The 24,008-nt window shown below is 75.0% G+C and carries 20 protein-coding genes; 15 read left to right on the top strand and 5 right to left on the bottom strand.

The window, feature by feature from the left end; translation table 11 throughout:
- Nucleotides 1–130: 130 nt before the first annotated feature.
- Nucleotides 131–544 carry a cobalamin B12-binding domain-containing protein gene (locus ACF068_RS03430; protein WP_064069885.1) on the top strand — a complete coding sequence of 138 codons (414 nt, stop codon included), beginning with the start codon at nt 131–133 and terminating at the stop codon, nt 542–544.
- A gap of 112 nt (nt 545–656) precedes the next feature.
- Here the strand turns inward: ACF068_RS03430 and ACF068_RS03425 are convergent, their stop codons facing one another.
- Both ACF068_RS03425 and ACF068_RS03420 read right to left on the bottom strand, forming a co-directional pair.
- A complete protein-coding gene (locus tag ACF068_RS03425; RefSeq protein WP_392272459.1) occupies nt 657–2,291 on the bottom strand; it encodes a DUF5691 domain-containing protein in 1,635 nt (544 codons plus the stop codon).
- 15 nt (nt 2,292–2,306) lie between these two features.
- On the bottom strand, nt 2,307–3,659 hold the full coding sequence (locus ACF068_RS03420; RefSeq protein ID WP_392272458.1) for an SWIM zinc finger family protein: 1,353 nt from the start codon (nt 3,657–3,659) through the stop codon (nt 2,307–2,309).
- 132 nt (nt 3,660–3,791) lie between these two features.
- On the opposite strand from ACF068_RS03420, the gene ACF068_RS03415 reads away from it, so the two are divergent.
- The 8 genes from ACF068_RS03415 to sucD all read left to right on the top strand — a co-directional run bounded on the left by ACF068_RS03415 (nt 3,792) and on the right by sucD (nt 13,406).
- Nucleotides 3,792–4,214 carry an MmpS family transport accessory protein gene (locus ACF068_RS03415; RefSeq protein ID WP_392272457.1) on the top strand — a complete coding sequence of 141 codons (423 nt, stop codon included), beginning with the start codon at nt 3,792–3,794 and terminating at the stop codon, nt 4,212–4,214.
- Nucleotides 4,215–4,338: 124 nt separating this feature from the next.
- Nucleotides 4,339–5,463: an AAA family ATPase gene (locus tag ACF068_RS03410; RefSeq protein ID WP_392272688.1), complete on the top strand. Its 1,125-nt coding sequence runs from the start codon at nt 4,339–4,341 to the stop codon at nt 5,461–5,463.
- Nucleotides 5,460–7,829, top strand: a complete 2,370-nt coding sequence (locus ACF068_RS03405; RefSeq protein ID WP_392272456.1) for a DUF5682 family protein — start codon at nt 5,460–5,462, stop codon at nt 7,827–7,829. The genes ACF068_RS03410 and ACF068_RS03405 overlap by 4 nt, the downstream gene beginning before the upstream one ends.
- Nucleotides 7,826–8,992, top strand: a complete 1,167-nt coding sequence (locus ACF068_RS03400; protein ID WP_392272455.1) for a VWA domain-containing protein — start codon at nt 7,826–7,828, stop codon at nt 8,990–8,992. The genes ACF068_RS03405 and ACF068_RS03400 overlap by 4 nt, the downstream gene beginning before the upstream one ends.
- 93 nt (nt 8,993–9,085) lie before the next feature.
- Nucleotides 9,086–9,973, top strand: coding sequence for a hypothetical protein (locus ACF068_RS03395; RefSeq protein WP_392272454.1), 888 nt, complete (start codon nt 9,086–9,088; stop codon nt 9,971–9,973).
- A gap of 110 nt (nt 9,974–10,083) precedes the next feature.
- Nucleotides 10,084–11,004, top strand: coding sequence for a hypothetical protein (locus tag ACF068_RS03390; protein ID WP_392272453.1), 921 nt, complete (start codon nt 10,084–10,086; stop codon nt 11,002–11,004).
- 318 nt (nt 11,005–11,322) lie between these two features.
- Entirely contained in the window at nt 11,323–12,501 is a 1,179-nt protein-coding gene (sucC, locus tag ACF068_RS03385) for an ADP-forming succinate--CoA ligase subunit beta (RefSeq protein ID WP_392272452.1), read from the top strand.
- 20 nt (nt 12,502–12,521) lie between these two features.
- Entirely contained in the window at nt 12,522–13,406 is an 885-nt protein-coding gene (sucD, locus tag ACF068_RS03380) for a succinate--CoA ligase subunit alpha (protein WP_392272451.1), read from the top strand.
- Between the two features lie 120 nt (nt 13,407–13,526).
- On the opposite strand, the gene ACF068_RS03375 is transcribed toward sucD, so the two are convergent.
- Nucleotides 13,527–14,768 (bottom strand): sigma factor-like helix-turn-helix DNA-binding protein, encoded by a 1,242-nt coding sequence (locus tag ACF068_RS03375; RefSeq protein ID WP_392272450.1) that lies wholly within the window; start codon nt 14,766–14,768, stop codon nt 13,527–13,529.
- Between the two features lie 116 nt (nt 14,769–14,884).
- Between ACF068_RS03375 and ACF068_RS03370 the strand changes: the two genes are divergently transcribed.
- Nucleotides 14,885–16,729: a DUF6350 family protein gene (locus ACF068_RS03370; RefSeq protein ID WP_392272449.1), complete on the top strand. Its 1,845-nt coding sequence runs from the start codon at nt 14,885–14,887 to the stop codon at nt 16,727–16,729.
- A gap of 14 nt (nt 16,730–16,743) precedes the next feature.
- Here the strand turns inward: ACF068_RS03370 and ACF068_RS03365 are convergent, their stop codons facing one another.
- The gene (locus tag ACF068_RS03365) at nt 16,744–17,535 is read right to left on the bottom strand and encodes a hypothetical protein (RefSeq protein WP_392272448.1); all 792 of its coding nucleotides are present in this window, start codon (nt 17,533–17,535) and stop codon (nt 16,744–16,746) included.
- A 250-nt stretch (nt 17,536–17,785) separates the two neighbouring features.
- Between ACF068_RS03365 and purN the strand changes: the two genes are divergently transcribed.
- Both purN and purH read left to right on the top strand, forming a co-directional pair.
- The gene (gene purN / locus ACF068_RS03360; RefSeq protein WP_392272447.1) at nt 17,786–18,403 is read left to right on the top strand and encodes a phosphoribosylglycinamide formyltransferase; all 618 of its coding nucleotides are present in this window, start codon (nt 17,786–17,788) and stop codon (nt 18,401–18,403) included.
- On the top strand, nt 18,390–19,946 hold the full coding sequence (gene purH / locus ACF068_RS03355; protein WP_392272446.1) for a bifunctional phosphoribosylaminoimidazolecarboxamide formyltransferase/IMP cyclohydrolase: 1,557 nt from the start codon (nt 18,390–18,392) through the stop codon (nt 19,944–19,946). Before purN ends, purH begins: the two co-directional genes overlap by 14 nt.
- 145 nt (nt 19,947–20,091) lie before the next feature.
- Here purH and ACF068_RS03350 read toward each other — a convergent pair whose 3' ends face one another.
- Entirely contained in the window at nt 20,092–20,682 is a 591-nt protein-coding gene (locus ACF068_RS03350; RefSeq protein ID WP_392272445.1) for a hypothetical protein, read from the bottom strand.
- Between the two features lie 257 nt (nt 20,683–20,939).
- On the opposite strand from ACF068_RS03350, the gene ACF068_RS03345 reads away from it, so the two are divergent.
- The 3 genes from ACF068_RS03345 to ACF068_RS03335 all read left to right on the top strand — a co-directional run bounded on the left by ACF068_RS03345 (nt 20,940) and on the right by ACF068_RS03335 (nt 23,892).
- Nucleotides 20,940–21,803, top strand: coding sequence for a bifunctional methylenetetrahydrofolate dehydrogenase/methenyltetrahydrofolate cyclohydrolase (locus tag ACF068_RS03345; protein WP_392272444.1), 864 nt, complete (start codon nt 20,940–20,942; stop codon nt 21,801–21,803).
- Between the two features lie 23 nt (nt 21,804–21,826).
- The gene (locus ACF068_RS03340; protein ID WP_392272443.1) at nt 21,827–22,528 is read left to right on the top strand and encodes a DUF3017 domain-containing protein; all 702 of its coding nucleotides are present in this window, start codon (nt 21,827–21,829) and stop codon (nt 22,526–22,528) included.
- A gap of 143 nt (nt 22,529–22,671) precedes the next feature.
- On the top strand, nt 22,672–23,892 hold the full coding sequence (locus ACF068_RS03335) for an NADP-dependent isocitrate dehydrogenase (RefSeq protein ID WP_392272442.1): 1,221 nt from the start codon (nt 22,672–22,674) through the stop codon (nt 23,890–23,892).
- The last annotated feature ends 116 nt before the right edge of the window (nt 23,893–24,008 follow it).

Here is a 24,008-nt window from a genome sequence, read left to right as displayed (position 1 = left end):
GCAGCGAACATGTCCCACGTGTGATTTCCCCCTCCCTGTCCACCGCGAAACGGTCGGTTGCGGGATGCTGTCGATAACGTTCGTTCACCTCCCCGGCATATAGGTACGGGGGACGCATGTGGAGGCAGTGATGGGTGTGACCGGTCCGATCCGCGTGGTGGTGGCCAAGCCGGGTCTCGACGGCCACGATCGCGGCGCGAAGGTGATCGCGCGTGCGCTGCGTGACGCCGGTATGGAGGTCATCTACACCGGCCTGCACCAGACGCCGGAACAGATCGTCGACACGGCGATCCAGGAGGACGCGGACGCGATCGGTCTGTCGATCCTCTCGGGCGCCCACAACACGTTGTTCGCGAAGGTGATCGAGCTGCTGAAGGAGCGCGACGCCGAGGACATCAAGGTGTTCGGCGGCGGGATCATCCCGGACGCGGACATCCCGCCGCTGAAGGAGAAGGGCGTGGCGGAGATCTTCACGCCCGGCGCGACGACGGCGTCGATCGTGGACTGGGTCAACGCCAACGTCCGGGTCTCCGCCGAGGCGTGACCCGCCGTCCCGCGGGGCGGTCCCCGGCGCGGGCCGCCCTCCGGGTGCGTCCCTCGGCCGCGTCCCGGGCGCGTCCCCCCGGCGCGTCCCTCTCCGGAGCGGGCGCGCCCGCTCACCTGCCCGGCTCCGCCGGAGGGGCCGGGCGCGCCGGGGCCAGTTCGGCCTGCATGGCGGCGCGCAGCCGCAGGGTGGCGACCAGCCGCTGGAACGCTTCCGACCAGTAGCCGCCCGCTCCCGGTGACGCGCCCTCCGGCTCGTCCGGGACGGCCGTCAGGATCTCCAGGCGGTCCGCCTGCCCGGGGTCGAGGCAGCGTTCCGCCAGTCCCATGACCCCGCTGAAGCTCCAGGGGTAGCTGCCCGCGTCGCGGGCGATGTCGAGCGCGTCGATCACCGCCCGGCCGAGCGGCTCGGCCCACGGCAGCGTGCAGACGCCCAGGAGCTGGAACGCCTCGGACAGGCCGTGCGCCGCGATGAAGTCGGCGACCCAGGCGGCGCGTTCCCCGCCGGGCAGGACGGACAGCAGTTTCGCGCGCTCGGCGAGCGAGGACGTGCCCGGCCCGGTGGCCGGGGGCGTCGTGGGCGGCCCGAGCAGGGCGCGGGCCCAGGCGGGGTCCCGCTGGCGGACCGCCGCCCGGCACCACGCGGCGTGCAGCTCGTCCCGCCAGTCGTCGCCGACCGGCAGGGCCACGATCTCCGCGGGCGTACGCCCTCCCAGCCGGGACGGCCACACCCTCAGGGGGGCCGACTCGACGAGCTGGCCCAGCCACCAGGACCGCTCGCCCCGGCCGGCCGGCGGGTCGGCCAGGACGCCGTCGCGCTGCATGGCGGCGTCGCACTCGTGCGGCGCCTCGACCGCGATCGTCGCCTCCGGGCCCGTACGGTCCAGGTGCACGCACGTGGACGCCCGGGCGGCCATGCGGTGGGCGAACGCCGAACCGGGCAGGGCGGAGAGCAACTCGGCGGCGGTGGCGCGGACGTTGCGGCTGCGGTCGGCGAGGGCCGCCTCCAGGAACGGCTCGTCGGCGTCGGACAGTCCGGCCCGCAGCGAGTCGAGGAACATCAGCCGGTCCTCGGCCCGCTCGGTGGGCCAGGTGGAGCCCAGCAGGCCGGCCGCGGCCGCCGGGTCGTGCGCCCGTACGGCGCCGAGCAGGGCGACCCGCTCGGCGAACAGGCCCTCCTCCCACAGGCGCCGCACGGCGGCCTCGTCGGCGGGGTCGGGCAGCGCGGCCCCGCCCGGGGCGCCGCGCAGCGCGAACCGCCAGTCGGGGTTGAGCCCCGCCAGCCACAGACCGCGCGGCCCGGCGAGGGCCAGCGCGGCGGGGCGCAGGTCGGTACGGGCCCGTGCCGCGTCCAGCAGCGCCGGGAGGAGGGACGCGGGCGCCCGGTAGCCGTGCCGGTTCGCCGCGGCCAGCCACTGCGGCAGCAGTTCGGTGAGGTCGGGCGCCGCGCCCCGGCGGCCGCCGCCGGTGGACGCCCCGGACCGCTCGGCGAGCAACCGGGCGAGCCGGCGCCGGGCCGCTCCGGGCAGCGCCGGCCGGTCGTCGTGCGGCGCCGGTTCGGGCAGGGTGGCGGCGGGCCCGGGAAGCAGGCCGGCCCGGCGCCGCACGGTGTGCACCGCGGCCGCGTCCAGCAGCGCGAGGGGCGCGTCCCCGCCGGGCGGCCGTCCCGCGACGCCGGTGGCCGGGGCGCGGCGGCCGGTGCCGAGCAGCGCCGAGGTGACGAGGTCTTCCCAGGTCGTGGTGGTCATGGTGATCCTCCTGCGTCAGGTCAGCGCGACCGTCTCGGGCGTGTCCGCGGACCAGGCGGCCAGTGGGGTGAAGCCGCGGTGCCCGCACTCGCCGAACACCGTGACCGGCCGGCCGCCGGAGACGGCGACCAGCCGCCACAGGCCGGGCCGGCCGAGCGCGGCCGGGGTGACCGGCAGGGCGGTCGTGCCGTCCGCGTCGGCCACCTGCCAGGCGCCGTCCCGGGACGGCACGGGTATGACGCCGGTCAGCGTCACCGGCCAGGAGTCCAGCCACGGGTCGTCCCGCAGGGCAGCCCCGTACGCCGCCAGCGCGTCGCCCGTCGAGCCGCCCGGGGGCGGCGCCGCGCCCGGCACGGGGAGGGAGAAGCGCTCGCCGAGCTCGGCCCGAAGCTGTCCCGCGCCCGCGTACGCCCGGACCTCGGCGTCCATCACCGTGCCCACCGGCAGGGCGAGCGCGGGAGCGCGCCCCGCCGCGCCGAAGGAGAGCAGCAGGGCCGCCCGCCCGCTGTCCCTCCCGTGCAGCCAGACGCGGCGCGTGGTCAGTTTGCCGTCCGAGGTGTCGTACTGGGCGAGGACCGACCAGTGGTCGCGCACGGCCGGCCCGCCGGCGGGCGCGGTCAGCCCGACCCTGGTGCGCACCGTCGCGGCCAGCGGCTCCGGCAGCCGCCCCAGGTCCAGCCAGGCCCGGTCCAGCAGGTGCGTCAGGGAACACTCCTCCAGCAGCCGCACCGGCCAGCCGGCCCCGGAGCCGGGTATCGCGCCCAGCTCCCTGACCCGGCCGGCCAGGCCGGGCGCCTGGGCGTCGACCATCCGGGCCGCGGTCTCCTCCCACAGCCCGTACCCCGACCGGTCCGCGGCGGCCAGTCCACCGCGCAGCAGGTCGGCCAGGCGCTGCTCCAGCTCCTCGGCGCCCGCGGTGATCCGGGCGGCCCGCTGCTCGGCCCGCCGCCTCGCCGCCCCGGGGTCGGCGCTCCCGCCCGGTGCGCCGCCGCCCGCCTCGCCGTCCCGCTGCCCCTCGCCGCGGGCGCGGCGCCCCGCCAGCCACTGCTCCGCCCAGTCCGGCACCTCGGAGCCGCGCAGCGGTTCCCCGTCCGCGGCCCAGAGCAGCAGCAGTCCCAGCGCGTGCTTGCACGGGAACTTCCGGCTCGGGCAACTGCACGTGTACGCCGGGCCCGTGGTGTCCACGACCGTCCGGTAGGGCTTGCTCCCGCTGCCCCTGCACAGCCCCCAGACCGCCCCCGCGCCGTCACTCCCGCCGTCCGACCACGGCCCGGCCGTGCCGAGCGCGGCGCCCGCCTCGCGTGAGGCATCGTCAGGAGCCAGGGCCAGCACCTGTTCCGCCGTCGGGCGCACCCCCTGCTGATTCATGACGACGACCGTAGGCGGCCCCACTGACAATCGGCCCTGACCAGCGATTTCGCTGGGAGGCAAAGCAGTTGACTTTGCCTTCCCTTTACTGTTTTCTGCCGAAGAAGCACATCACTCACCCGGGGGGTCAGCATGAACCGCACCAGCCGCTCCATCGCGTCGGCATTCGTCGCCGCCGGTCTCGTCCTCGGCCTCGGAGCCTGCTCCGAGATCGCCGACGAGGCCGCCAAGCAGGTCGACAAGGAGGTCAACCAGCAGTACGAGGTGACGTACGAGATCACCGGCAAGGGCATCGACTCGATCGACTACCACGTCGACGGCGGGGACGCGACGAAGCCCAAGGTGGAGTCGGTCAGCAAGCCCACGCTGCCCTGGAAGAAGACCGTGAAGCTGCGCGGTCTGCTGCCGCCCGGCGTCCTCCCCGTCGCCGTCGACCCCGCGGGCGTCGAGATGACCTGCAAGATCGTCTACAAGGGCAAGGTGATCCAGGAGCAGACCGCGAAGGGCATGGCCGCCGCCACGGGCTGCATCGCCGTGTCGCCCGTCGCCGGCTGACGCCCCGCCAACCCCCCCCGTACCTCGCCCCGAACGGGCCGCCGGTCGCACGGACGACCGATTGTCAGTGGCATGGTGCACGGTGGATCCCACAGCCGGTCGCACACGATCTGGAGGGGGATCCATCACCGTGTCCGCAACCACCGAAGAGGCCACCGGAGCATCCCGCGGCGAGGCCCTGCGCCCGCACGCCGAGGACGCGTTCGCGCACGAACTGAAGGCCCTGGCCGCGGCCGACGACCGGCCCCGCCCGGCCCGCTGGCGGCTGTCGCCGTGGGCCGTGGCCACCTATCTGCTCGGCGGCACGCTGCCCGACGGCACCGTGATCACCCCGAAGTACGTGGGACCGCGCCGGATCGTCGAGGTCGCCGTCAGCACCCTCGCCACCGACCGCGCCCTGCTCCTGCTCGGCGTCCCCGGGACGGCCAAGACCTGGGTGTCCGAACACCTCGCCGCCGCCGTCAGCGGCGACTCGACCCTCCTGGTGCAGGGCACGGCCGGCACCCCCGAGGAAGCCATCCGGTACGGGTGGAACTACGCGCGGCTGCTCGCCCACGGCCCCAGCCGGGACGCCCTCGTGCCCAGCCCCGTCATGCGCGCCATGTCCGACGGCATGACCGCCCGGGTCGAGGAGCTCACACGCATCCCCGCCGACGTGCAGGACACCCTGATCACGATCCTGTCCGAGAAGACCCTGCCCGTCCCCGAACTCGGCGAAGAGGTCCAGGCGGTCCGCGGGTTCAACCTCATCGCCACCGCCAACGACCGCGACCGCGGCGTCAACGACCTGTCCAGCGCACTGCGCCGCCGCTTCAACACCGTCGTCCTCCCGCTGCCCGCGACCCCCGACGCCGAGGTCGACATCGTCTCCCGGCGCGTCGACCAGATGGGCCGCTCCCTCGACCTGCCGACCGGCCCCGAGGGACTCGACGAGATCCGCCGGGTCGTCACCGTCTTCCGCGAACTGCGCGACGGGGTGACCACCGACGGCCGCACCAAGCTCAAGTCGCCCTCCGGGACCCTGTCCACGGCGGAGGCCATCTCCGTCGTCACCAATGGGCTCGCCCTCGCCACCCACTTCGGCGACGGCGTCCTCCGCCCCGGTGACGTGGCCGCCGGCATCCTCGGCGCGGTGGTCCGCGACCCCGCGGCCGACCGGGTCGTCTGGCAGGAGTACCTGGAGACCGTCGTCCGCGAGCGGGACGGCTGGAAGGACTTCTACCGGGCCTGCCGCGAGGTGTCGGCATGACGGGCACCGCCGGGCCGCTGCTGCTGGGCGTCCGCCACCACGGCCCCGGATCGGCCCGCTCGGTGCTGGCCGCGCTCGACGCCGCCAAACCCCCGGCCGTGCTGATCGAGGGCCCGCCCGAGGGGGACGCCCTGCTGCCGCTCGCCGCCGACGAGGGGATGACACCGCCGGTCGCGCTGCTCGCGCACGCCGTGGACGACCCCGCCCGCGCGTCGTTCTGGCCGATGGCCGCGTTCTCCCCCGAATGGGTCGCCCTCCGCTGGGCGCTCGACCACGGCGCCGCCGTCCACTTCGTCGACCTGCCCGCCACCCACACGCTCGCCATGGCCAAGGACCCCACCTGGGAGGACGGCGAGGGCGAGGGGACGGACTCCGGCGACGCCGACGAGGAGGGGTACGGACTGCGTGTCGACCCGATCGCCGAACTCGCCCGGACCGCCGGGTACGACGACCCCGAGCGCTGGTGGGAGGACGTGATCGAGCACCGGGGAACCGGGGCCGCGCCCAACGGACCGCCCGGCGCCGGGGACCACGACCCGATCGCCGTCTTCGCCCAGCTCGCCGACGCCATGGCGGCGCTGCGCGAGGCGTACGGACACGGCGGACGCGCCCGCGACCTCGTCCGCGAGGCGTACATGCGCCTCCGGCTCCGGGCCGCCCGCAAGACCCACGGCGACGGCGTGGCCGTCGTCTGCGGGGCCTGGCACGTCCCGGCGCTCGCCGCCCGCACCACCGTCGCCGCCGACCGGGCCCTGCTGAAGGGGCTCCCCAAGACCAGGACGGAGATCACCTGGGTCCCCTGGACCCACCGCAGGCTCGCCCGGCACAGCGGTTACGGCGCCGGCATCGACTCGCCCGGCTGGTACGGGCACCTGTTCGACGCCCCCGACAGGCCGGTCGAGCGCTGGATGACCAAGGTCGCCGGACTCCTCCGGGACGAGGACCGGCCCGTTTCCTCCGCCCATGTCATCGAGGCCGTACGGCTCGCCGGGACGCTCGCCGCGATGCGCGGACGTCCCCTCCCCGGACTCACCGAGACGGTCGACGCCGTCCGGGCGGTGATGTGCGACGGGTCCGACGTCCCGCTCGACCTCATCAGGGACCGGCTGGTCATCGGCGACGCGCTCGGGGAGGTACCCGAGCACGCCCCCGCCGTGCCGCTGCAACGCGACCTCACCCGGCTCCAGCGCACCCTGCGCCTCAAGCCCGAGGCCCTGGAGCGCGAGCTCGACCTGGACCTGCGCAAGGAGACGGACGCCGCGCGCAGCCGGCTGCTGCACCGCCTGCGGCTCCTCGGCGTCGGCTGGGGCGAACCGGCCGCGGGACGCGCCGGGACGGGCACGTTCCGGGAGAGCTGGCGGCTGCGCTGGGAACCGGAGCTGCACGTGCGGGTCGCCGAGGCCGGGGTGTGGGGCACCACCGTCCTCGCGGCGGCCACCGCCCGGGCCGAGGCGGACGCCGCCTCCGCGACCGCGCTGGCCGGCGTCACCGCCCTCGCCGAGCGGTGCCTGCTGGCCGGCCTGTCCGACGCGCTGCCCACCGTGATGGCTGCCCTCGCGGACCGGGCCGCGCTCGACGCGGACGTCGGCCACCTCGCCCAGGCGCTGCCCGCGCTGGCCCGCGCCCTCCGGTACGGCGACGTGCGGTCCACCGACACGGCCGCGCTCGGCGGGGTCGCCACCGGACTCGCCCTGCGGATCTGCGTCGGCCTGCCGCCCGCGTGCGCGGGACTCGACGCGGACGGCGCCGCCGGGATGCGCGGCCATCTGGACGCCGTCCACGCCGCGGTCCGGCTCCTCCCGGAGACCGGGGAGGACGTCACCGGCCGCTGGACGGGCGTCCTCCGCACGCTCGCCGCCCGGGACGGCGTGCCCGGCGTCATCCGGGGGCGGGCGGCCCGGCTGCTCCTGGACGACGGCCGGCTCGCCGAGGACGAGGCGGCCCGGCTGATGGGCCTCGCGCTCTCGCCCGGTACGCCCCCCGCCGACGCCGCCGCCTGGATCGAGGGCTTCGTCGGCGGCGCGGCCGACCCCGGCGGCGGCATGCTGCTGGTCCACGACGAGCGGCTGCTCGGGCTCGTCGACGCCTGGCTCACGCGGGTTCCCGCCGAGGCGTTCACCGACGTACTGCCGCTGCTGCGGCGCACCTTCTCCGCGTACGAACAGAGCGTCCGCCGCACGCTGGGCGAACTGGTGCGCCGCGGCCCGGCGGACGGCGGACCGGCCCGCGCGGACGCCGGTCCGCCCGGCTTCGCACCCGAGCCGGACGGGGCCCGGGCGGATGCGGTGCTGCCGCTGCTGCGGCTGCTGCTGGGCGGGGACACCGACGGCGGCGGGAACGACGACCTCGTGGGGGCGGGACGATGAGCGGAACCGACGACGAACGGCTGCGGCGCTGGCGCCTGGTGCTGGGCGGGGGCGCGGCCGACGGCACCGGCCGGGCGCTCACCGGCACCGACGCCGCCGTGGACGGCACGCTGTCCGCGCTGTACGGGGAGGAGGACGGCGGCCGCGGGCGCGGCGGCCGGGACCGGTCGGGGGGCCTCGGCGCCTCGGCACCGTCCGTCGCCCGCTGGCTCGGCGACATCCGCGCCTACTTCCCCAGCTCGGTCGTCCAGGTGATGCAGCGGGACGCGATCGACCGGCTGGGCCTGTCGACGCTGCTGCTGGAGCCCGAGATGCTGGAGGCCGTCGAGGCCGACGTCCACCTCGTCGGCACCCTCCTCTCGCTCGACAAGGCGATGCCCGAGACGACCAGGGAGACCGCGCGGGCCGTCGTCCGCAAGGTCGTCGACGACCTGGAGAAGCGGCTCGCCACCCGTACCCGGGCCACGCTCACCGGCGCGCTCGACCGCAGCGCGCGCGTCAGCAGACCACGCCACCGGGACATCGACTGGAACCGCACCATCCGGGCGAACCTCCACAACTACCTCCCGGAACACCGCACGATCGTGCCCGAGCGGCTCATCGGGTACGGGCGGGCGGCGCGGTCCGTGAAGAAGGACGTGGTGCTCTGCGTCGACCAGTCCGGATCGATGGCGGCGTCCGTGGTGTACGCCTCCGTGTTCGGCGCGGTGCTGGCCTCGATGCGCTCCCTGGCGACCCGGCTGGTCGTCTTCGACACGGCCGTCGTCGACCTCACCGACCAGCTCGACGACCCGGTCGACGTCCTGTTCGGCACCCGGCTCGGCGGCGGCACGGACATCAACCGGGCGCTGGCGTACTGCCAGTCGCGGATCACCCGGCCGGCCGACACCGTGGTCGTCCTCATCAGCGACCTCTACGAGGGCGGTATCCGGGACGGGATGCTGAAGCGGGTGGCGGCCATGAAGGCGTCGGGCGTGCAGTTCGTGGCGCTGCTCGCGCTCTCCGACGAGGGCGCTCCGGCGTACGACCGGGAGCACGCGGCCGCGCTCGCGGCGCTCGGCGCACCGGCGTTCGCCTGCACGCCGGACCTCTTTCCGGAGGTGATGGCGGCCGCGATCGAGAAACGGCCGCTGCCCATACCGGACATGGTGACCCATCAGTAACACAGGACTTGCGTCACCCCGGGAGGCTCGTGCGAGCATCGGCGCGACATACGCGGAACACTCGGTTCCGCGCTGGGGAGGGTTCGGGACACCGTGGTGGCCGCAGCAGCCGTCGTGCCTGCCGCCCCGCGCCTCGCGCGCGGAGCGGTGACGCGGCGCGCCCTGACGGTGGTGCTGTTCCTCGGCGGTCTGCTGGCCCTCGGCTTTTTCCTGGGGGACGCCGCGCACGCGGCGGACCGGCTTCCGGCGGTTCCCGCCGGTCCCGCCGGGCGGCCGGCCGTGGCCGAACGGCTCCCCGGCACGCCCGGCACCGCCCCCGCCACCACGGCCACCGCCCGTGCCACGGCCACGGTCCATGAGGTCACGGAGGCCGTCGAGCCGGTGGTCCGGTCCCTGACCGGCCCCGTGCGGGACGCCGTCCGCGAGGTCGCCGGGGCGTTGCCCGAGGCGCCGGTCACGCTGCCCCCGGGCCCTGCCCTGCCCCCGGGCCCTGCCCTGCCCCCGGGCACCGCCCTGCCCCCGGTCGCTCCGGCGCCCGTGCCGCAGCCGGGCCCCGCCTCACCGCCGGCCGGTACCGTCCGGCCCGCCGACGCGGTGCGGGACGGGGCCGCCCAACCGGAGCCCGCCCGCCCCGGGGCCGCCGCCCGGCACACGGCCGCCCACCACGAGGCCCCGGCCCCGCCCCGCGCGGGGGCGACGGCCCGCCCGGGCGCCACGGGCGCCGTCGCCACCACCCGTACCGGCGGGCACGGCTCCCCGGACGCGGTCCTCACCGCACCGTCACCCCTCACACCCGGCCCGTGCCCCGGCGCCGTCCGGCAGTCGGCGACCGGCGACAGCGGCACACCCCGGCCGGGCGACCAGCACGCCGTGGCGTCCCGCGCGGACGCGCACACCGCCCTTGGCCGCGGCACCGTGCTGCCCGCGACCGCCGCGCCCACCCGGGAGCGGCCCCGCACGATCCTCGAATTCCCCGGCTAGAGCAGGCCTTCCCCCGCCTCAGGACCTGCCGCGCGGGGGCGGGACAGGTCTGCCCGCCGTCTCCACCCGAGCACCGACTCGGGAACCGAATCCGAAGGATCGACGCACCCATGCACAAGAACATCCGCCGTTCCATAGCCGTCGCCGCCACCGCCACCGGGATGTGGGCCATCGGCACCACCGCCGCCGGCGCGGCCGAAGTGACCCTCCCGGCACCGCTCTCCACCCCGGACCGGGCGGCCGCCACGGCGGACGATGCCGCCACCGCCACTGCGGACGAAGCCGCCGCCACCGCCGCCACCGCCACCACCGACGCCCGGTACGCCGCCGCCACCGCGACCGACCGCGCCCACGAGACGGCGACCGCGACCACCGGCGCCCACGACACCGCCACCCGGGCCCACGACACCGCCACCGGCAGGGCCACCACGGCGACCACCGACGCCCACGACACCGCCACCGAGGAGATCGACTACCTGTTCGGCCCGCTCGACGCCTTCGCGCACGAGTTCGGCAGCGACCCCGCCGCCACCGCCGGCCCCGTCGCGGACGCCGCCGCGCAGGACGCGCTGCCGCCGGTCGCGTACCGCGCCGTCCACTCCGCCGTGCCGGTCGTGGACCGGGCGGCCGGGGACGCGGGCGTGCTCGCCGAGGACGTGGTCGTCGACGCGTACCCCTTCGCCGGGGGCGCCGTCGCCGGGGTCCGGCCGCTCGCGGACGGCGTGACCGCCCAGGTGCACCCGTTCGCCGACGGCGTCACCGACTCCGTGCGGCCGCTCGTCCGGGCCGTCACCGACCAGGTCCAGCCGGTCGCCGGGGGCGTGGGCGGCAGCGCGGCCGGCCTGGCCGACGGCGTGACCGGCGAGGTGGCGCCGTTCGCGTACGGCGTGGCCGGCGGCGTCCAGCCGCTCGCGACCGGCCTGGCGCGGGGCGTCACCTCCGACGCCCGGCCGCTCGCCGGCAACGCCGTCTCCGGCGTGTCGGGGACGGTCGGCACGGTCACCCCGGACTACCTCCCGTACGGCGTCTGACGGCGTCCGGCGGCGTCCGGCCGGGTGCTCGGCGGGGTACCCGGCCGGACGTCTGATCCGGTACGAAATCCGCAGCGACGGGCGGTCTCACAGCCAGGGGGGCCGCCCGGAGGAGGTCCGTGCTTGTGACAGGTATCACCGCTCAGGTGTGATCTGCGATTTAGGTGCCCCGGTCCCACGGGGATAATCTGCGAGACGGACATGCCGCGTCCACGGACACCGTGTACGCCTCCCTAGTGACAGCGCAGTCACGTTGCCCTCCGCGGCACGCCCACGCAGACAACGGAACCGCGATCACCAGAAAAGGGACGGACGCGCGTGGACCTGTTCGAGTACCAGGCGAGGGACCTCTTCGCCAAGCACGGTGTACCGGTGCTGGCCGGTGAAGTCATCGACACGCCTGAGGCGGCGCGCGAGGCGACCGAGCGACTGGGCGGCCGTTCGGTCGTCAAGGCGCAGGTGAAGGTCGGCGGCCGCGGCAAGGCCGGCGGCGTCAAGCTGGCCGCCACGCCGGACGAGGCCGTCGCCCGCGCGACGGACATCCTCGGTATGGACATCAAGGGCCACACGGTCCACAAGGTGATGATCGCCGAGACGGCGCCCGAGATCGCCGAGGAGTACTACGTCTCGTACCTCCTCGACCGCACCAACCGCACCTTCCTCGCCATGGCCTCCGTCGAGGGCGGCATGGACATCGAGGAAGTCGCGGCCACCAAGCCCGAGGCCCTGGCGAAGATCCCGGTCGACGCCAACGAGGGCGTCACCGAGGCCAAGGCCCGCGAGATCGTCGAGGCCGCCAAGTTCCCGGCCGAGGTCAAGGACCAGATCGCCGAGATCCTGGTGACCCTGTGGAAGACCTTCGTCGCCGAGGACGCCCTCCTCGTCGAGGTCAACCCGCTGGCCAAGGTCGCCGACGGCCGCGTGATCGCGCTGGACGGCAAGGTGTCGCTGGACGCCAACGCCGACTTCCGCCAGCCGGAGCACGAGGCCCTCGAGGACAAGGCCGCAGCCGACCCGCTCGAGGCTGCCGCCAAGGCCAAGAACCTCAACTACGTCAAGCTCGACGGCGAGGTCGGCATCATCGGCAACGGCGCCGGCCTGGTCATGTCGACCCTGGACGTCGTCGCGTACGCCGGTGAGGCCCACGGTGGCGTCAAGCCGGCCAACTTCCTCGACATCGGTGGCGGCGCGTCCGCCCAGGTGATGGCGAACGGCCTGGAGATCATCCTCGGCGACCCGGACGTCAAGTCCGTCTTCGTCAACGTCTTCGGTGGCATCACCGCCTGCGACGAGGTCGCCAACGGCATCGTCCAGGCGCTTCAGCTCCTCGCCGACAAGGGCGAGGACGTCACCAAGCCGCTGGTCGTGCGCCTCGACGGCAACAACGCGGAGCTGGGTCGCAAGATCCTGTCGGACGCCAACCACCCGCTCGTACAGCGTGTGGACACCATGGACGGCGCGGCCGACAAGGCCGCCGAGCTCGCGGCTGCGAAGTAAGGGACGAGGTCGGAAACACCATGGCTATCTTCCTGACCAAGGAAAGCAAGGTCATCGTCCAGGGCATGACCGGTGCCACGGGCATGAAGCACACCAAGCTCATGCTGGGTGACGGCACCAACATCGTCGGTGGCGTCAACCCGCGCAAGGCGGGCACCTCCGTCGACTTCGACGGCACCTCCGTCCCGGTCTTCGGCTCGGTCGCCGAGGCGATGAAGGAGACCGGCGCGGACGTCTCCGTCCTCTTCGTGCCGCCGGCCTTCGCCAAGGCCGCCGTCGTCGAGGCCATCGACGCCGAGATCCCGCTGGCCGTCGTCATCACCGAGGGCATCGCGGTCCACGACTCCGCCGCGTTCTACGCGTACGCCGTGGAGAAGGGCAACAAGACCCGGATCATCGGCCCGAACTGCCCCGGCCTGATCACGCCGGGCCAGTCCAACGCCGGCATCATCCCGGGCGACATCACCAAGCCCGGCAAGATCGGTCTGGTGTCGAAGTCCGGCACGCTGACCTACCAGATGATGTACGAGCTGCGGGACATCGGCTTCTCGTCGGCCGTCGGCATCGGTGGCGACCCGGTCATCGGCACCACCCACATCGACTGCCTCAAGGCCTTCGAGGCCGACCCCGAGACCGAGCTGATCGTGATGATCGGTGAGATCGGTGGCGACGCGGAGGAGCGGGCGGCCGACTTCATCAAGGCCAGCGTCACCAAGCCGGTCGTCGGCTACGTCGCGGGCTTCACCGCCCCCGAGGGCAAGACGATGGGCCACGCCGGTGCGATCGTGTCCGGTTCGTCCGGCACCGCGCAGGCGAAGAAGGAGGCCCTCGAGGCCGCGGGCGTCAAGGTCGGCAAGACGCCGACCGAGACGGCCAAGCTGGCGCGCGCCATCCTGGCCGGCTGAGCCGGCGCGGAACACTGCCGCACCACGATGGGCCCGCCCCCGGACGAACGTCCGGGGGCGGGCCCATCGCCGTTGCCGCTGCTGCCGCGGTCACCGCGGTCACCGCCTTCGCCGCCGGGGTCAGTGCGGGGCGGGCACCAGACGGGCGGGGCCGGTGACCGGCCGGGCGCGGAGGAGGTCCAGCAGCGCCCGGTCCTGCGGGGTGAGCCGCTGCGGTCCGCTGAGGACCGGGACGCCCGTGACCGCCTCGCCCGGTGCCAGCGGCGGCCGGTAACCCGTCGGCGCGGTGGCCAGGGTGAACGCGGTCGCCCCGACGATGATCGCCGTCAGCCCGATGGCCGCCCTGGTCCACGTCCTCGCCCGGCGCTCGCTGCCCGTGCGGACGGTCCGGGGCGCGGCCAGCACCATGGCGGGGCCCTTGTCGAGCAGTGCCGCCAGCCGCCGCTGGAGGGCCTCGGGGTCGGCGAGCTCCGGGATGCGCTCGGCGAGCGTCGCGCGGGCGTGCAGGACGCGGTTCCCGGCGGCGGGCGTGCTCGCCTCCGTCTCGGCCGCCGTCTCCGGCAGGTCCAGGCCGAGCCCGTCGTACAGCAGCACGGTGCGGCGGTACGCGGGCGGCAGGTCGAGCAGCGCGTCCCGCAGCGCCTGCGCCGACCGGTCGGTGGTCGGGGCGTCGGGATGCCGGTGGGAGCGGCGCAGCCGGTGCCAGGGCGACAGCGCGTAGTCGTGTGTCGCCGCCCTCACCCACCCGGCCGGGTCGCGGTCGACGGCCACCTCCGGCCAGCGCTCCCAGGCCAGGTGGAACGCGTACTCGACCGACTCGCGGGACAGCCGTCTCCGCCCGGTGAGCACATAGGCCTGCTGTACGAGGGTGGCGGCGGCGTAGGTGTACAGCGCGTCGAACGCGTCCGCGGGCGACGGCCCGCCCTCCGTCCCGGTCTTCGCGCCCGCCTCGGTCCCGGCCTTCGCTCCCGCTCCCTTGCCCGCGTCGGTCCCCACCTTCGCCCCGGCTTCCGCCACGTTCGCGGCGGCGGGCCGCGACGACGCCGGTTCGCCGGACCGCGCGCCCTTCTTCCCCGGGGCCGGCTTCTCCGACGGCGGCTGCGCCTCCGGTGATGCCTGCGGGTCCCGCGGGCCGTCCTCCCGGGCGGTGGCCAGGAGCCTGGCGTACACCTCCCGTTTCCGCCCGCGCGGAGTGGTGCGGCCCGTCTCCCACGAGCGCACCGTGGCGCGCGTGACCCCGATCAGTTGGGCGAGCTGCTCCTCCGTCATGGACAGCGCCTCGCGCAGCCGGCGCCGCTCCTTGGGGGAGGGCAGCGCGGTCGAGGAACGGGTGGCAGCGGGCGTGGTCGCAGTCTGGGTCATGGCCGGCCCCCGGCAGGGCTGCACTCCGCGAAAAAGTACATAACCGTATATTGCGCGCCACACCGTCCATTCCGGCGTTACGTGGATCAAGCGCGTGTCGTTGGCAGCATGGCGCCGTGACCGAAGCGACCGACCATCCGCCGGCCCTCGTGCAGGGCGGCCGGACCGCCGCGCTGGCCGGAGCCTTCGTACGGGGCGGCCTCGCCGCCGGGCTCGGGCTCGGCTCCCTCACCGTCCTCGTGCTGGTGATGTGGATCAGTTCCCCGTACCCGGACAGTGGGCCGGAGGGCGCCCTGCACGTCGCGGCCGGCGTCTGGCTGCTCGCCCACGGCGCCGAGCTGGTGCGCCCGGCCGCCCAGTCCGGGGCGGCCGCGCCCGTCGGTGTGGTGCCGCTGCTGCTGGTGGTGCTGCCGGTGTGGCTGGTGTACCGGACCGCGCGGGACGCCGTGGAGCAGTCGGCCGGCCCCGGAGAGATGGGTGCCCCGCAGTCCTCGGCGGGCGGCGCGGTGGCCGCGGCCACGGGCGGCTACCTGCTGGTCGCGGCCGCCGCGGTGGGCTACGCGGCCGGTGGTCCGCTGCCCGCCGACCCCCTCGGCGCTGCCCTCCACCTCCCGCCGCTGGTCGCGCTCGCCGCGGCCGCCGGGGTGTGGACGGCGCACGGGCGGCCGACGGGGCCGCTGCCCGGGTGGGTGCCGGAGCCGGTCCGGATCCGGCTCGCCCGCTCCCGGACGGCCGTCGCCGTGCGGGCGGGGGGCGCCGGGCTGGGCGTGCTGGCGGGCGGGGGAGCGGTGCTGGTGGCGGTGTCGCTGGTGTGGCACGCGGGCGCGGCGCGCGACGCGCTGCTGGGCCTGTCCGGCGGCTGGTCGGGGCGGCTGGCGCTCCTGCTGCTGGCCGTCGCCCTCGCGCCGAACGCAGCGGTGTGGGGTGCGGCGTACGGGCTGGGTCCCGGGTTCGCGGTCGGTACGGGAGCGGCGGCGACCCCGCTGGGGGTGACCGGCGCGGCCGGGCTGCCCCCCTTCCCGCTGCTGGCCGCGGTACCGGCGGACGGGCGCGGGACCTGGCCGAACTGGACGGCCGCGGTGGTGCCCGTGGCGGCGGGCGCGGTGGTCGGGTGGTACTGCGGGTGGCGGGCCCGGGAGGCGGGCGCGCGCGGGACGGGCGCGCGGGACGTGGACGTGCCGCCCGGCGGCGTACGGCCCGGTGGCGGGCGGGAGCCGGGGCTGAAGGACACGGCGTGGGCGGTGCTGGTGGCGGCCGTGCTGACCGGCGCGGCGATGGCGGTGCTGGCGGCGGCCGCGGGCGGGCCGCTGGGGACGGGGCGCCTGGCGGCGTTCGGCCCGGTGTGGTGGCAGGCCGGCGGGGCGGCGATGGCGTGGACCGCGGGGCTGGGCCTTCCGGTGGCCCTGGTGCTGCGGGTGTGGCGGCGGCGGGGCGAGCGCGCGGCGGCGGCTCCGCCCCCGGTGCCCGCGCCGGAGCGTCCGCCGGTGGCGAAGGTGGCGAAGGCCGCGGAGACGGCGTCGGAGGCCGCATCGGAGATGGCGTCGGAGGCGGCGGCGGTACGGGCGCCGGAGCGGCCGGCGCCGGAGGACGACCCCGGGGACCCGGCCTTCGAGCCCTACGACGTCCTGCCCGCGACATGGGAGGACCCTGCCGCCCGCGAGGCCCGCTGGTCGGCGCTCAAGGAGGCCTCGGGCGGCCTCATGGCCCCGTTCCCGCCCGCCCCGACGGCCGCCCCGCCCGTACCGGCGGCCGGAAAGGCCCCGGACCACCCCGCGCCCGACCATCCCGCGCCGGACACCGGCACCGGACCGGCCGACGCCCCGGACACCCGCACCGAACCCGATGCCCCCACCGGACCCGACGCCCCCGCCGGTCAGGACGCCCCCGCCGCCCCCGAGCCCCCGGACATCGCCCCGGACGCCGCGGACGGCGGCGCCGAGGGTGGCGTACCGCCCCGGTAGTCCTCCCGGTAGTCCTACTCCTGCACGCCGAAGACGTCCCGCAGAGGCTCCGGGAGCAACTGGTTGCAGGAGAGCTGACCGGTCTTGGTCAGGGCGTCGTCGACGCACGCGTAGTAGTCGCGGTAGACGATCTGGATCGTGAACGTCGCCGCCACGATCACCAGCGCCAGCGCCGCCGTCACCAGACCGCTCACCGCGGCGGTCGTCTGCGAGCGGCCCGAGCCGGGCGGCGGGCCCGCCGGGGCGGGCGGCACGGACGGGGCGGGCGGCACGGACGGGGCGCCCGCCGCGGCTCCGGCCGGGGACCGCGGAGCGGCGGCCGGGCGGCGGCCCTTGGCGCGCAGGGAGCTGGTGCCCCAGTACAGGGCCAGGGCGCCCAGCAGCAGGCCGATCTCCGGGAAGTCGAAGATCGCGAACAGGAACGCCCACATGCCCGACAGCAGCGCGTAGCGCGCGCGGCGCTGCGCCGGATCGGTCGGGTCCCAGCGCGGGGCCGGGGCCTCGGGGCCGCCCTGGCCCTGGCCGCCGCCCTGCTGCTCGCCGTTCGGCCGGTTGCCGAAGCCCCCGGAGGATCGCCCCGGCTGCCGGGGGCTCCACTGGCTGCCCCAGGCCGGGCGGTCACGGTCCTGCTCCTCGGACGAGCCCTCCGGGGCGTCGTCGCCGTGCGAAGGCCGGCGCGGCTGCCAGGGCTGGTCCGGCCGGCCCTCCGGCGGCGGCGCGAACGGGTTGTCCTCGTCCCTGGGCTCCGTGGACTGGCGTTCCCGCGGCAGGAGATGGATGGCCGTGCGGCGGCGTCGGTCCGGCATGTGGTGAACGTCTTCCCCTCAGACCCCGGGCCGGCGCGACAGCGCGGGCGGGAGTCTCGTGTCGTCGTGTCCGTCCGGTCGGGGGACGGCCCTGCCCCAGACGCTACCCCCCGGCCCCGCCCCCGTCCCGTGGGGGCGGCTCGGTGTGCCGGTATCGTTGCTGACGGTCGGCTCTCTCGTAGAGTTCCCCGTATCGAGGGGCCCGATTCATTCGTAGGACCACACAAAGCAACGCGAAAAGGGTTTCCCCGTGGCTGCCGCCCGCCTCGTCGTCCTGGTCTCCGGATCGGGGACGAACCTGCAAGCTCTGCTCGACGCCATCGGTGACGATCCCGATGGCTTCGGGGCCCGGATCGTCGCCGTCGGCGCCGACCGCGACGGCATCGCCGGCCTGGAGCGGGCCGAGCGGGCCGGGCTGCCCACCTTCGTGTGCCGGGTCAAGGACCACGCCACGCGCGACGCGTGGGACCACGCGCTGACCGTGGCGACCGCCGCGTACGAGCCGGACCTGGTCGTCTCGGCCGGGTTCATGAAGATCCTCGGCCGGGAGTTCCTGGCCCGGTTCGGCGGCCGGATCGTCAATACGCACCCGGCCCTGCTGCCCAGTTTTCCCGGTGCCCACGGTGTGCGGGACGCCCTCGCGCACGGGGTGAAGGTCACCGGCTGCACCGTCCACTTCGTCGACGACGGCGTCGACACCGGCCCGATCATCGCCCAGGGCGTGGTCGGGGTCCGGGACGAGGACGACGAAGACGCTCTCCATGAGCGCATCAAGGAAGTCGAGCGCTCGCTGCTCGTCGAGGTCGTGGGGCGTCTGGCCCGGCACGGCTACCGCATTGAGGGACGAAAGGTTCATGTCGGTGAATAAGCCCATCCGTCGCGCGTTGATCAGTGTCTACGACAAGACGGGGCTGGAGGAGCTCGCCCGCGGGCTGCACGAGAACGGCGTCGAGCTGGTCTCCACCGGCTCCACCGCCGGGAGGATCGCCGCGGCCGGCGTCCCGGTCACCAAGGTCGAGGAGCTGACCGGCTTCCCCGAGTGCCTGGACGGCCGCGTCAAGACGCTGCACCCGCGCGTGCACGCCGGGATCCTCGCCGACCTGCGTCTGGACGCCCACCGCGAGCAGCTCGCCGAGCTGGGCGTGGAGCCGTTCGAGCTGGTCGTGGTGAACCTGTACCCGTTCCGCGAGACGGTCGCCTCCGGGGCCACGCCGGACGAGTGCGTCGAGCAGATCGACATCGGCGGCCCCTCCATGGTCCGCGCCGCCGCCAAGAACCACCCCTCCGTCGCGGTCGTCACCTCCCCGGCGCGGTACGGCGACGTCCTCGACGCCGTCAAGGCGGGGGGCTTCGACCTGACCGCCCGCAAGCGCCTGGCCGCCGAGGCGTTCCAGCACACCGCGGCGTACGACGTCGCCGTCGCGTCCTGGTTCGCGTCCTCCTACGCCCCGGCCGACGAGAGCCGCTTCCCGGACTTCCTGGGCGCGACCTACGCCCGCCGGAACGTGCTGCGCTACGGCGAGAACCCGCACCAGGACGCCGCGCTGTACGTCACCGAGGAGGGCGGCGGCCTCGCCGAGGCCGAGCAGCTCCACGGCAAGGAGATGTCGTACAACAACTACACGGACACCGACGCCGCGCGCCGGGCCGCGTACGACCACTCCGAGCCGTGCGTGGCGATCATCAAGCACGCCAACCCGTGCGGCATCGCCATCGGCGCCGATGTCGCCGAGGCGCACCGCAAGGCGCACGCCTGCGACCCGCTGTCGGCCTTCGGCGGTGTCATCGCCGTCAACCGCCCGGTCTCCGTGGCGATGGCCGAGCAGGTGGCCGACATCTTCACCGAGGTCATCGTCGCCCCCGACTACGAGGACGGCGCGGTCGAGGTCCTGGCCCGCAAGAAGAACATCCGCGTGCTGCGCGCCCCCGGCGCCCCCGCCGCCCCGGTCGAGGTCAAGCCCGTCGACGGCGGTGCGCTGCTCCAGGTCACCGACCGTCTCCAGGCGGAGGGCGACGACCCGGCCGACTGGACCCTCGCCACCGGCGAGGCGCTGTCGGCGGAGGAGCTGGCCGAGCTGGCCTTCGCGTGGCGCGCCTGCCGCGCCGTCAAGTCCAACGCGATCCTGCTCGCCAAGGACGGCGCCTCGGTCGGCGTCGGCATGGGCCAGGTCAACCGGGTCGACTCGGCCAAGCTCGCCGTCGAGCGCGCCGGCGAGGAGCGCGCCCGTGGCGCGTACGCCGCGTCCGACGCGTTCTTCCCGTTCCCCGACGGGCTGGAGATCCTCACCGCCGCGGGCGTCAAGGCCGTGGTCCAGCCGGGCGGTTCGGTCCGTGACGAACTGGTCGTCGAGGCCGCGAAGAAGGCGGGCGTGACGATGTACTTCACCGGCACGCGCCACTTCTTCCACTGAGCCGTACCCCCTCGTACCCCGTTCGTACGCCGTCGTACGACGCCGAAGGCCGGGGCCCCCGCTGTCGAGCGGTGGGCCCCGGCCTTCGGGCGTGCTGCGTGTGTGTCAGCAGTGGCGCGTAGCGGTACGCGGATCGGTACGCGTGTCAGTAACGCGGGCGGTTGAACCAGGCGCTGGCGCTGCTGGTCACCATCGAGGCGAGGATGATGCCGCCGATGGCGAGACCGATGATGCCGCCGACCGCCGAAGAGGCCTCGCCGCCCGCGAAGTTGGCGAGGCTCAGCAGCAGGTACAGCGCCGAGTAGACGATCGTCGTCACCCGGATGCCGTTGCCGCCCTTGGAGAACTTGACTCCGAGGAAGATGGCCAGGCCCGCGAAGGCGAGCAGGATGACCACGACGATGAAGCCGAGACCGGCCAGTCCGTCGGTCGCGTCACCCGCGCCCACCGAGTCCGACACGTCCTGCGCCGCCGCGATGACGAAGGCGAAGACGATGCCGAAGATGATCTGGAGACCGGCGACGATGAAGAGCAGCACGCGGGCCGTCTGCATCAGGCCCGGCATCGTCATCGGCGCGCCGCCCGGGTAGCCGGCACCGTAGGCCGGCGGGGGCGGGGCGGCCGGGTAGCCGTAGCCGGGCTGCTGGGGCTGACCCTGCTGCGGGTAGCCGTAGCCCGGCTGCTGGGGCTGGCCCTGGGGCTGGCCGTAGGGATTGTTCGGGTCGCCGAAGCTCATGGCGGGTTTCCTCCGTTGGTGTGCGGGGACGGCGCGGCCCGCGCGGAGGAACTTCACATACTTTTGAGCGGTTTTGCCCCCCGGCACTGCCCGCGGCACTGCGCGGATCATCGTCGTCGTATAGTCGACTTCTTGTCCAGTCGGAATAACAGAGCGTTGTGCAAGTGCAACCTCACCCGCCGTCCGGCCGGCCACCGCGTACGGCCGGGCGCCGGGCGAATTGGAACCGGGGCGGGGTCATCCGCGAGGATGGGCACATGACCGCCCAGATTCTCGACGGCAAGGCCACCGCAGCCGCGATCAAGTCCGACCTGACCGCCCGCGTGGCGGACCTCAAGGCCCAGGGCATCACCCCCGGCCTCGGCACCGTCCTGGTCGGCGACGACCCGGGCAGCCAGAAGTACGTCGCGGGCAAGCACCGTGACTGCGCGCAGGTGGGCATCGCCTCCATCCAGCGCGAACTGCCCGCCACCGCCACGCAGGAGGAGATCGAGGCGGTCGTCCGGGAGCTGAACGACGACCCGTCCTGCACCGGCTACATCGTGCAGTTGCCGCTCCCCAAGGGCATCGACGAGAACCGCATCCTGGAGCTGATGGACCCGGCCAAGGACGCGGACGGGCTGCACCCGATGAACCTGGGCCGCCTCGTGCTGAACGAGCCCGCGCCGCTGCCCTGCACCCCCAACGGCATCATCACGCTGCTGCGCGCGCACGGCGTCGAGATCAACGGCGCGGAGGTCGTGGTCGTCGGCCGCGGTACGACCATCGGGCGCCCGATGCCGCTGCTGCTCACCCGCAAGTCCGAGAACGCGACGGTCACGCAGTGCCACACCGGTACGCGGGACCTCGCCGCGCACCTGCGGCGCGCCGACATCATCGTGGCCGCGGCGGGCGTGCCGCACCTGATCAAGCCGGAGCACGTCAAGCCCGGCGCCGCCGTCCTGGACGTGGGCGTCAGCCGTGACGAGAGCGGCAGGATCATGGGTGACGTGCACCCGGGCGTCAACGAGGTCGCCGGCTGGCGCGCCCCCAACCCCGGCGGCGTCGGCCCCATGACGCGTGCCCAGCTGCTGGTCAACGTCGTCGAGGCGGCCGAGCGCGCCGCCGCCACCGCGAGCTGAGCCGGACCGGAGAGGGCGACCCCATGGGCGTACGGGCGAACGACGACTCCGCCACCCCGACCCGGCCGTCCGCGGCCGGGCGCGGATCCGGTCCCGGCACCGGCCGGGAGGCGGCGGGCCCCCCCGCCGCGCCCGCGCCCGCCGGGGGCCCCGCCTCCGGCGCGGACGCCCCCGACCGGGAGGCGCCCGCGACCGCGCCCGCCGCGGACGCGGGCCGCACCCCGGACTCCGGCCCCGCGCCGGACGGGCAGACGCCCGCCCCGGACGCGGGCCCCACGGACTCCGCACCGGACGCCGGCACCGCCCCCGAGGGGGCGCGGCGGGCCGGGGGGTCGCGGAGGCCGCCGACCGTGACGCGGGACACCGCGCGGCCGGAGGGCGGCGGCCGGGCCGCGCCGGGGGACGCGCCGGCGCCCGCCCGGCAGTGGCCGCTGCTCACCGTGCTGGGGCTGGCCGCGCTCGGCCTGCTGGTCGTCGGGTTCGACCCGTTCCCCCAGGCGTCCCGCATCGGGGCGATGCTCATCGGCGTCGCGCTGCTCACCGGCGCCGTCATGCGGCGCGTCCTGCCCTCGGTGGGCATGCTCGCCGTCCGCTCCCGCTTCACCGACATGGCCGCGTACGGCGTGCTCGGGCTCAGCATCGTGCTGCTGTCCCTGATGACCCAGCCGCGCCCCTGGCTGGAGGTCCCCTTCCTGGAGGACGCCGTCCGGTTCGCGGTCCGCTAGGGCGTGTCCACAGGGCGGGTGCCGACACACGCCCTTGGGCGTGTCCGGCGGCGCGCCGCGCCGCGTGTCGGGGGCCGGGTGCGTCCTCGCGAGTACCTTGACGGCGAGAGATGCCTCGCCGCGCGAGAGGGACGTACCGCCCCATGCCCAAGACCAAGGTTGCCCGGCCCGTCGTCGAGCTCGACGGTGACGAGATGGCCCGCATCGTCTGGCGGTTCATCAAGGACCGGCTGATCCTGCCCTACCTCGACGTCGATCTGGTGTACTTCGACCTGGGCATCCAGAACCGCGACGCCACCCGCGACCGGGTGACCGTGGACGCCGCCGAGGCGGTCGCCGAGCACGGCGCCGGCGTCAAGTGCGCCACGATCGCCCCGGACGAGGCGCGCGTCGAGGAGTTCGGCCTCAAGGCGATGTACCGGGCGCCCGACGCCACCGTCCAGGACGTCCTCGGGGGCGTGCTGTTCCGCGAGCCGGTCATCATGGACGGCGTGCCGCGGCCCGTCCCGTCCTGGACGCGGCCGATCGTCGTCGGCCGGCACACCTTCGGCGACCAGTACCGCGCCACCGAACTCAAGGTCCCCGGCCCCGGCACGCTCACCATGACCTTCACGCCGGAGGACGGCTCCGACCCGGTCGAGCTGGAGGTGTGCGCGTTCCCGGGCGCGGGCATCGCGCTGTCGATGTACAACCTCGACGCGTCGGTCCGGGACTTCGCCCGGGCCTCCTTCCGCTACGGCCTGACCCGCGGCCTCCCGGTCGTCCTGACCACCAAGAACACGGTCCTGAAGAAGTACGACGGGCGGTTCAAGGACGTCTTCCAGGAGGTCTACGACGCCGAGTTCCGGGCCGGTTTCGACGAGGCGGGGCTGACCTACGAGCACCGGCTCATCGACGACGTGGTCGCCTCCGCCCCGAAGCAGGCGGGCGGCTTCGTCTGGGCGTGCAAGAACTACGACGGCGACGTCCAGGCGGACGCCGTGACCCAGGGCTTCGGGTCCCCCGGCCTGATGACGTCGGTGCTGATGACGCCCGACGGACGGACCCTCCTGGCGGCGCCCGCGCACGGCACGGTCACCCGCCACTACCGCCGCCACCAGCAGGGCCGGTCCACCTCGACGAACCCGGTCGCCTCGGTGTTCGCGTGGACCCGGGGCCTCGCCCACCGCGGCGCCCTGGACGGCACGCCGGAGGTGGTGCGGTTCGCGCGGGCGCTGGAGGAGGTCTGCGTGGAGACCGTGGAGGGCGGCCAGATGACCCGGGACCTGGCCGGGCTGATCTCTCCCGAGCATCCGTGGCTGACCACGGAACAGTTCCTGGACGTCCTCGACACCGGGTTCCAGAAGCGGATGCTGTCGATGTGAGTCGTACGACACCCGTGGCCGGGCGAGCCGCGGCGCCCGTCCTCTCCCCCGAGCAGGACGGGCGCCGTGACCTGCACAAGAGCGTCATGCACCCGCCAAGCAGGATCAAGACATGT

Origin of the sequence: Streptomyces sp. NPDC016309 (assembly GCF_043077235.1) — a bacterium.
Lineage (GTDB): Bacteria > Actinomycetota > Actinomycetes > Streptomycetales > Streptomycetaceae > Streptomyces.
Note: the sequence above shows the minus strand (reverse complement) of the source record. Positions and strands in the feature narration are given on the sequence as shown.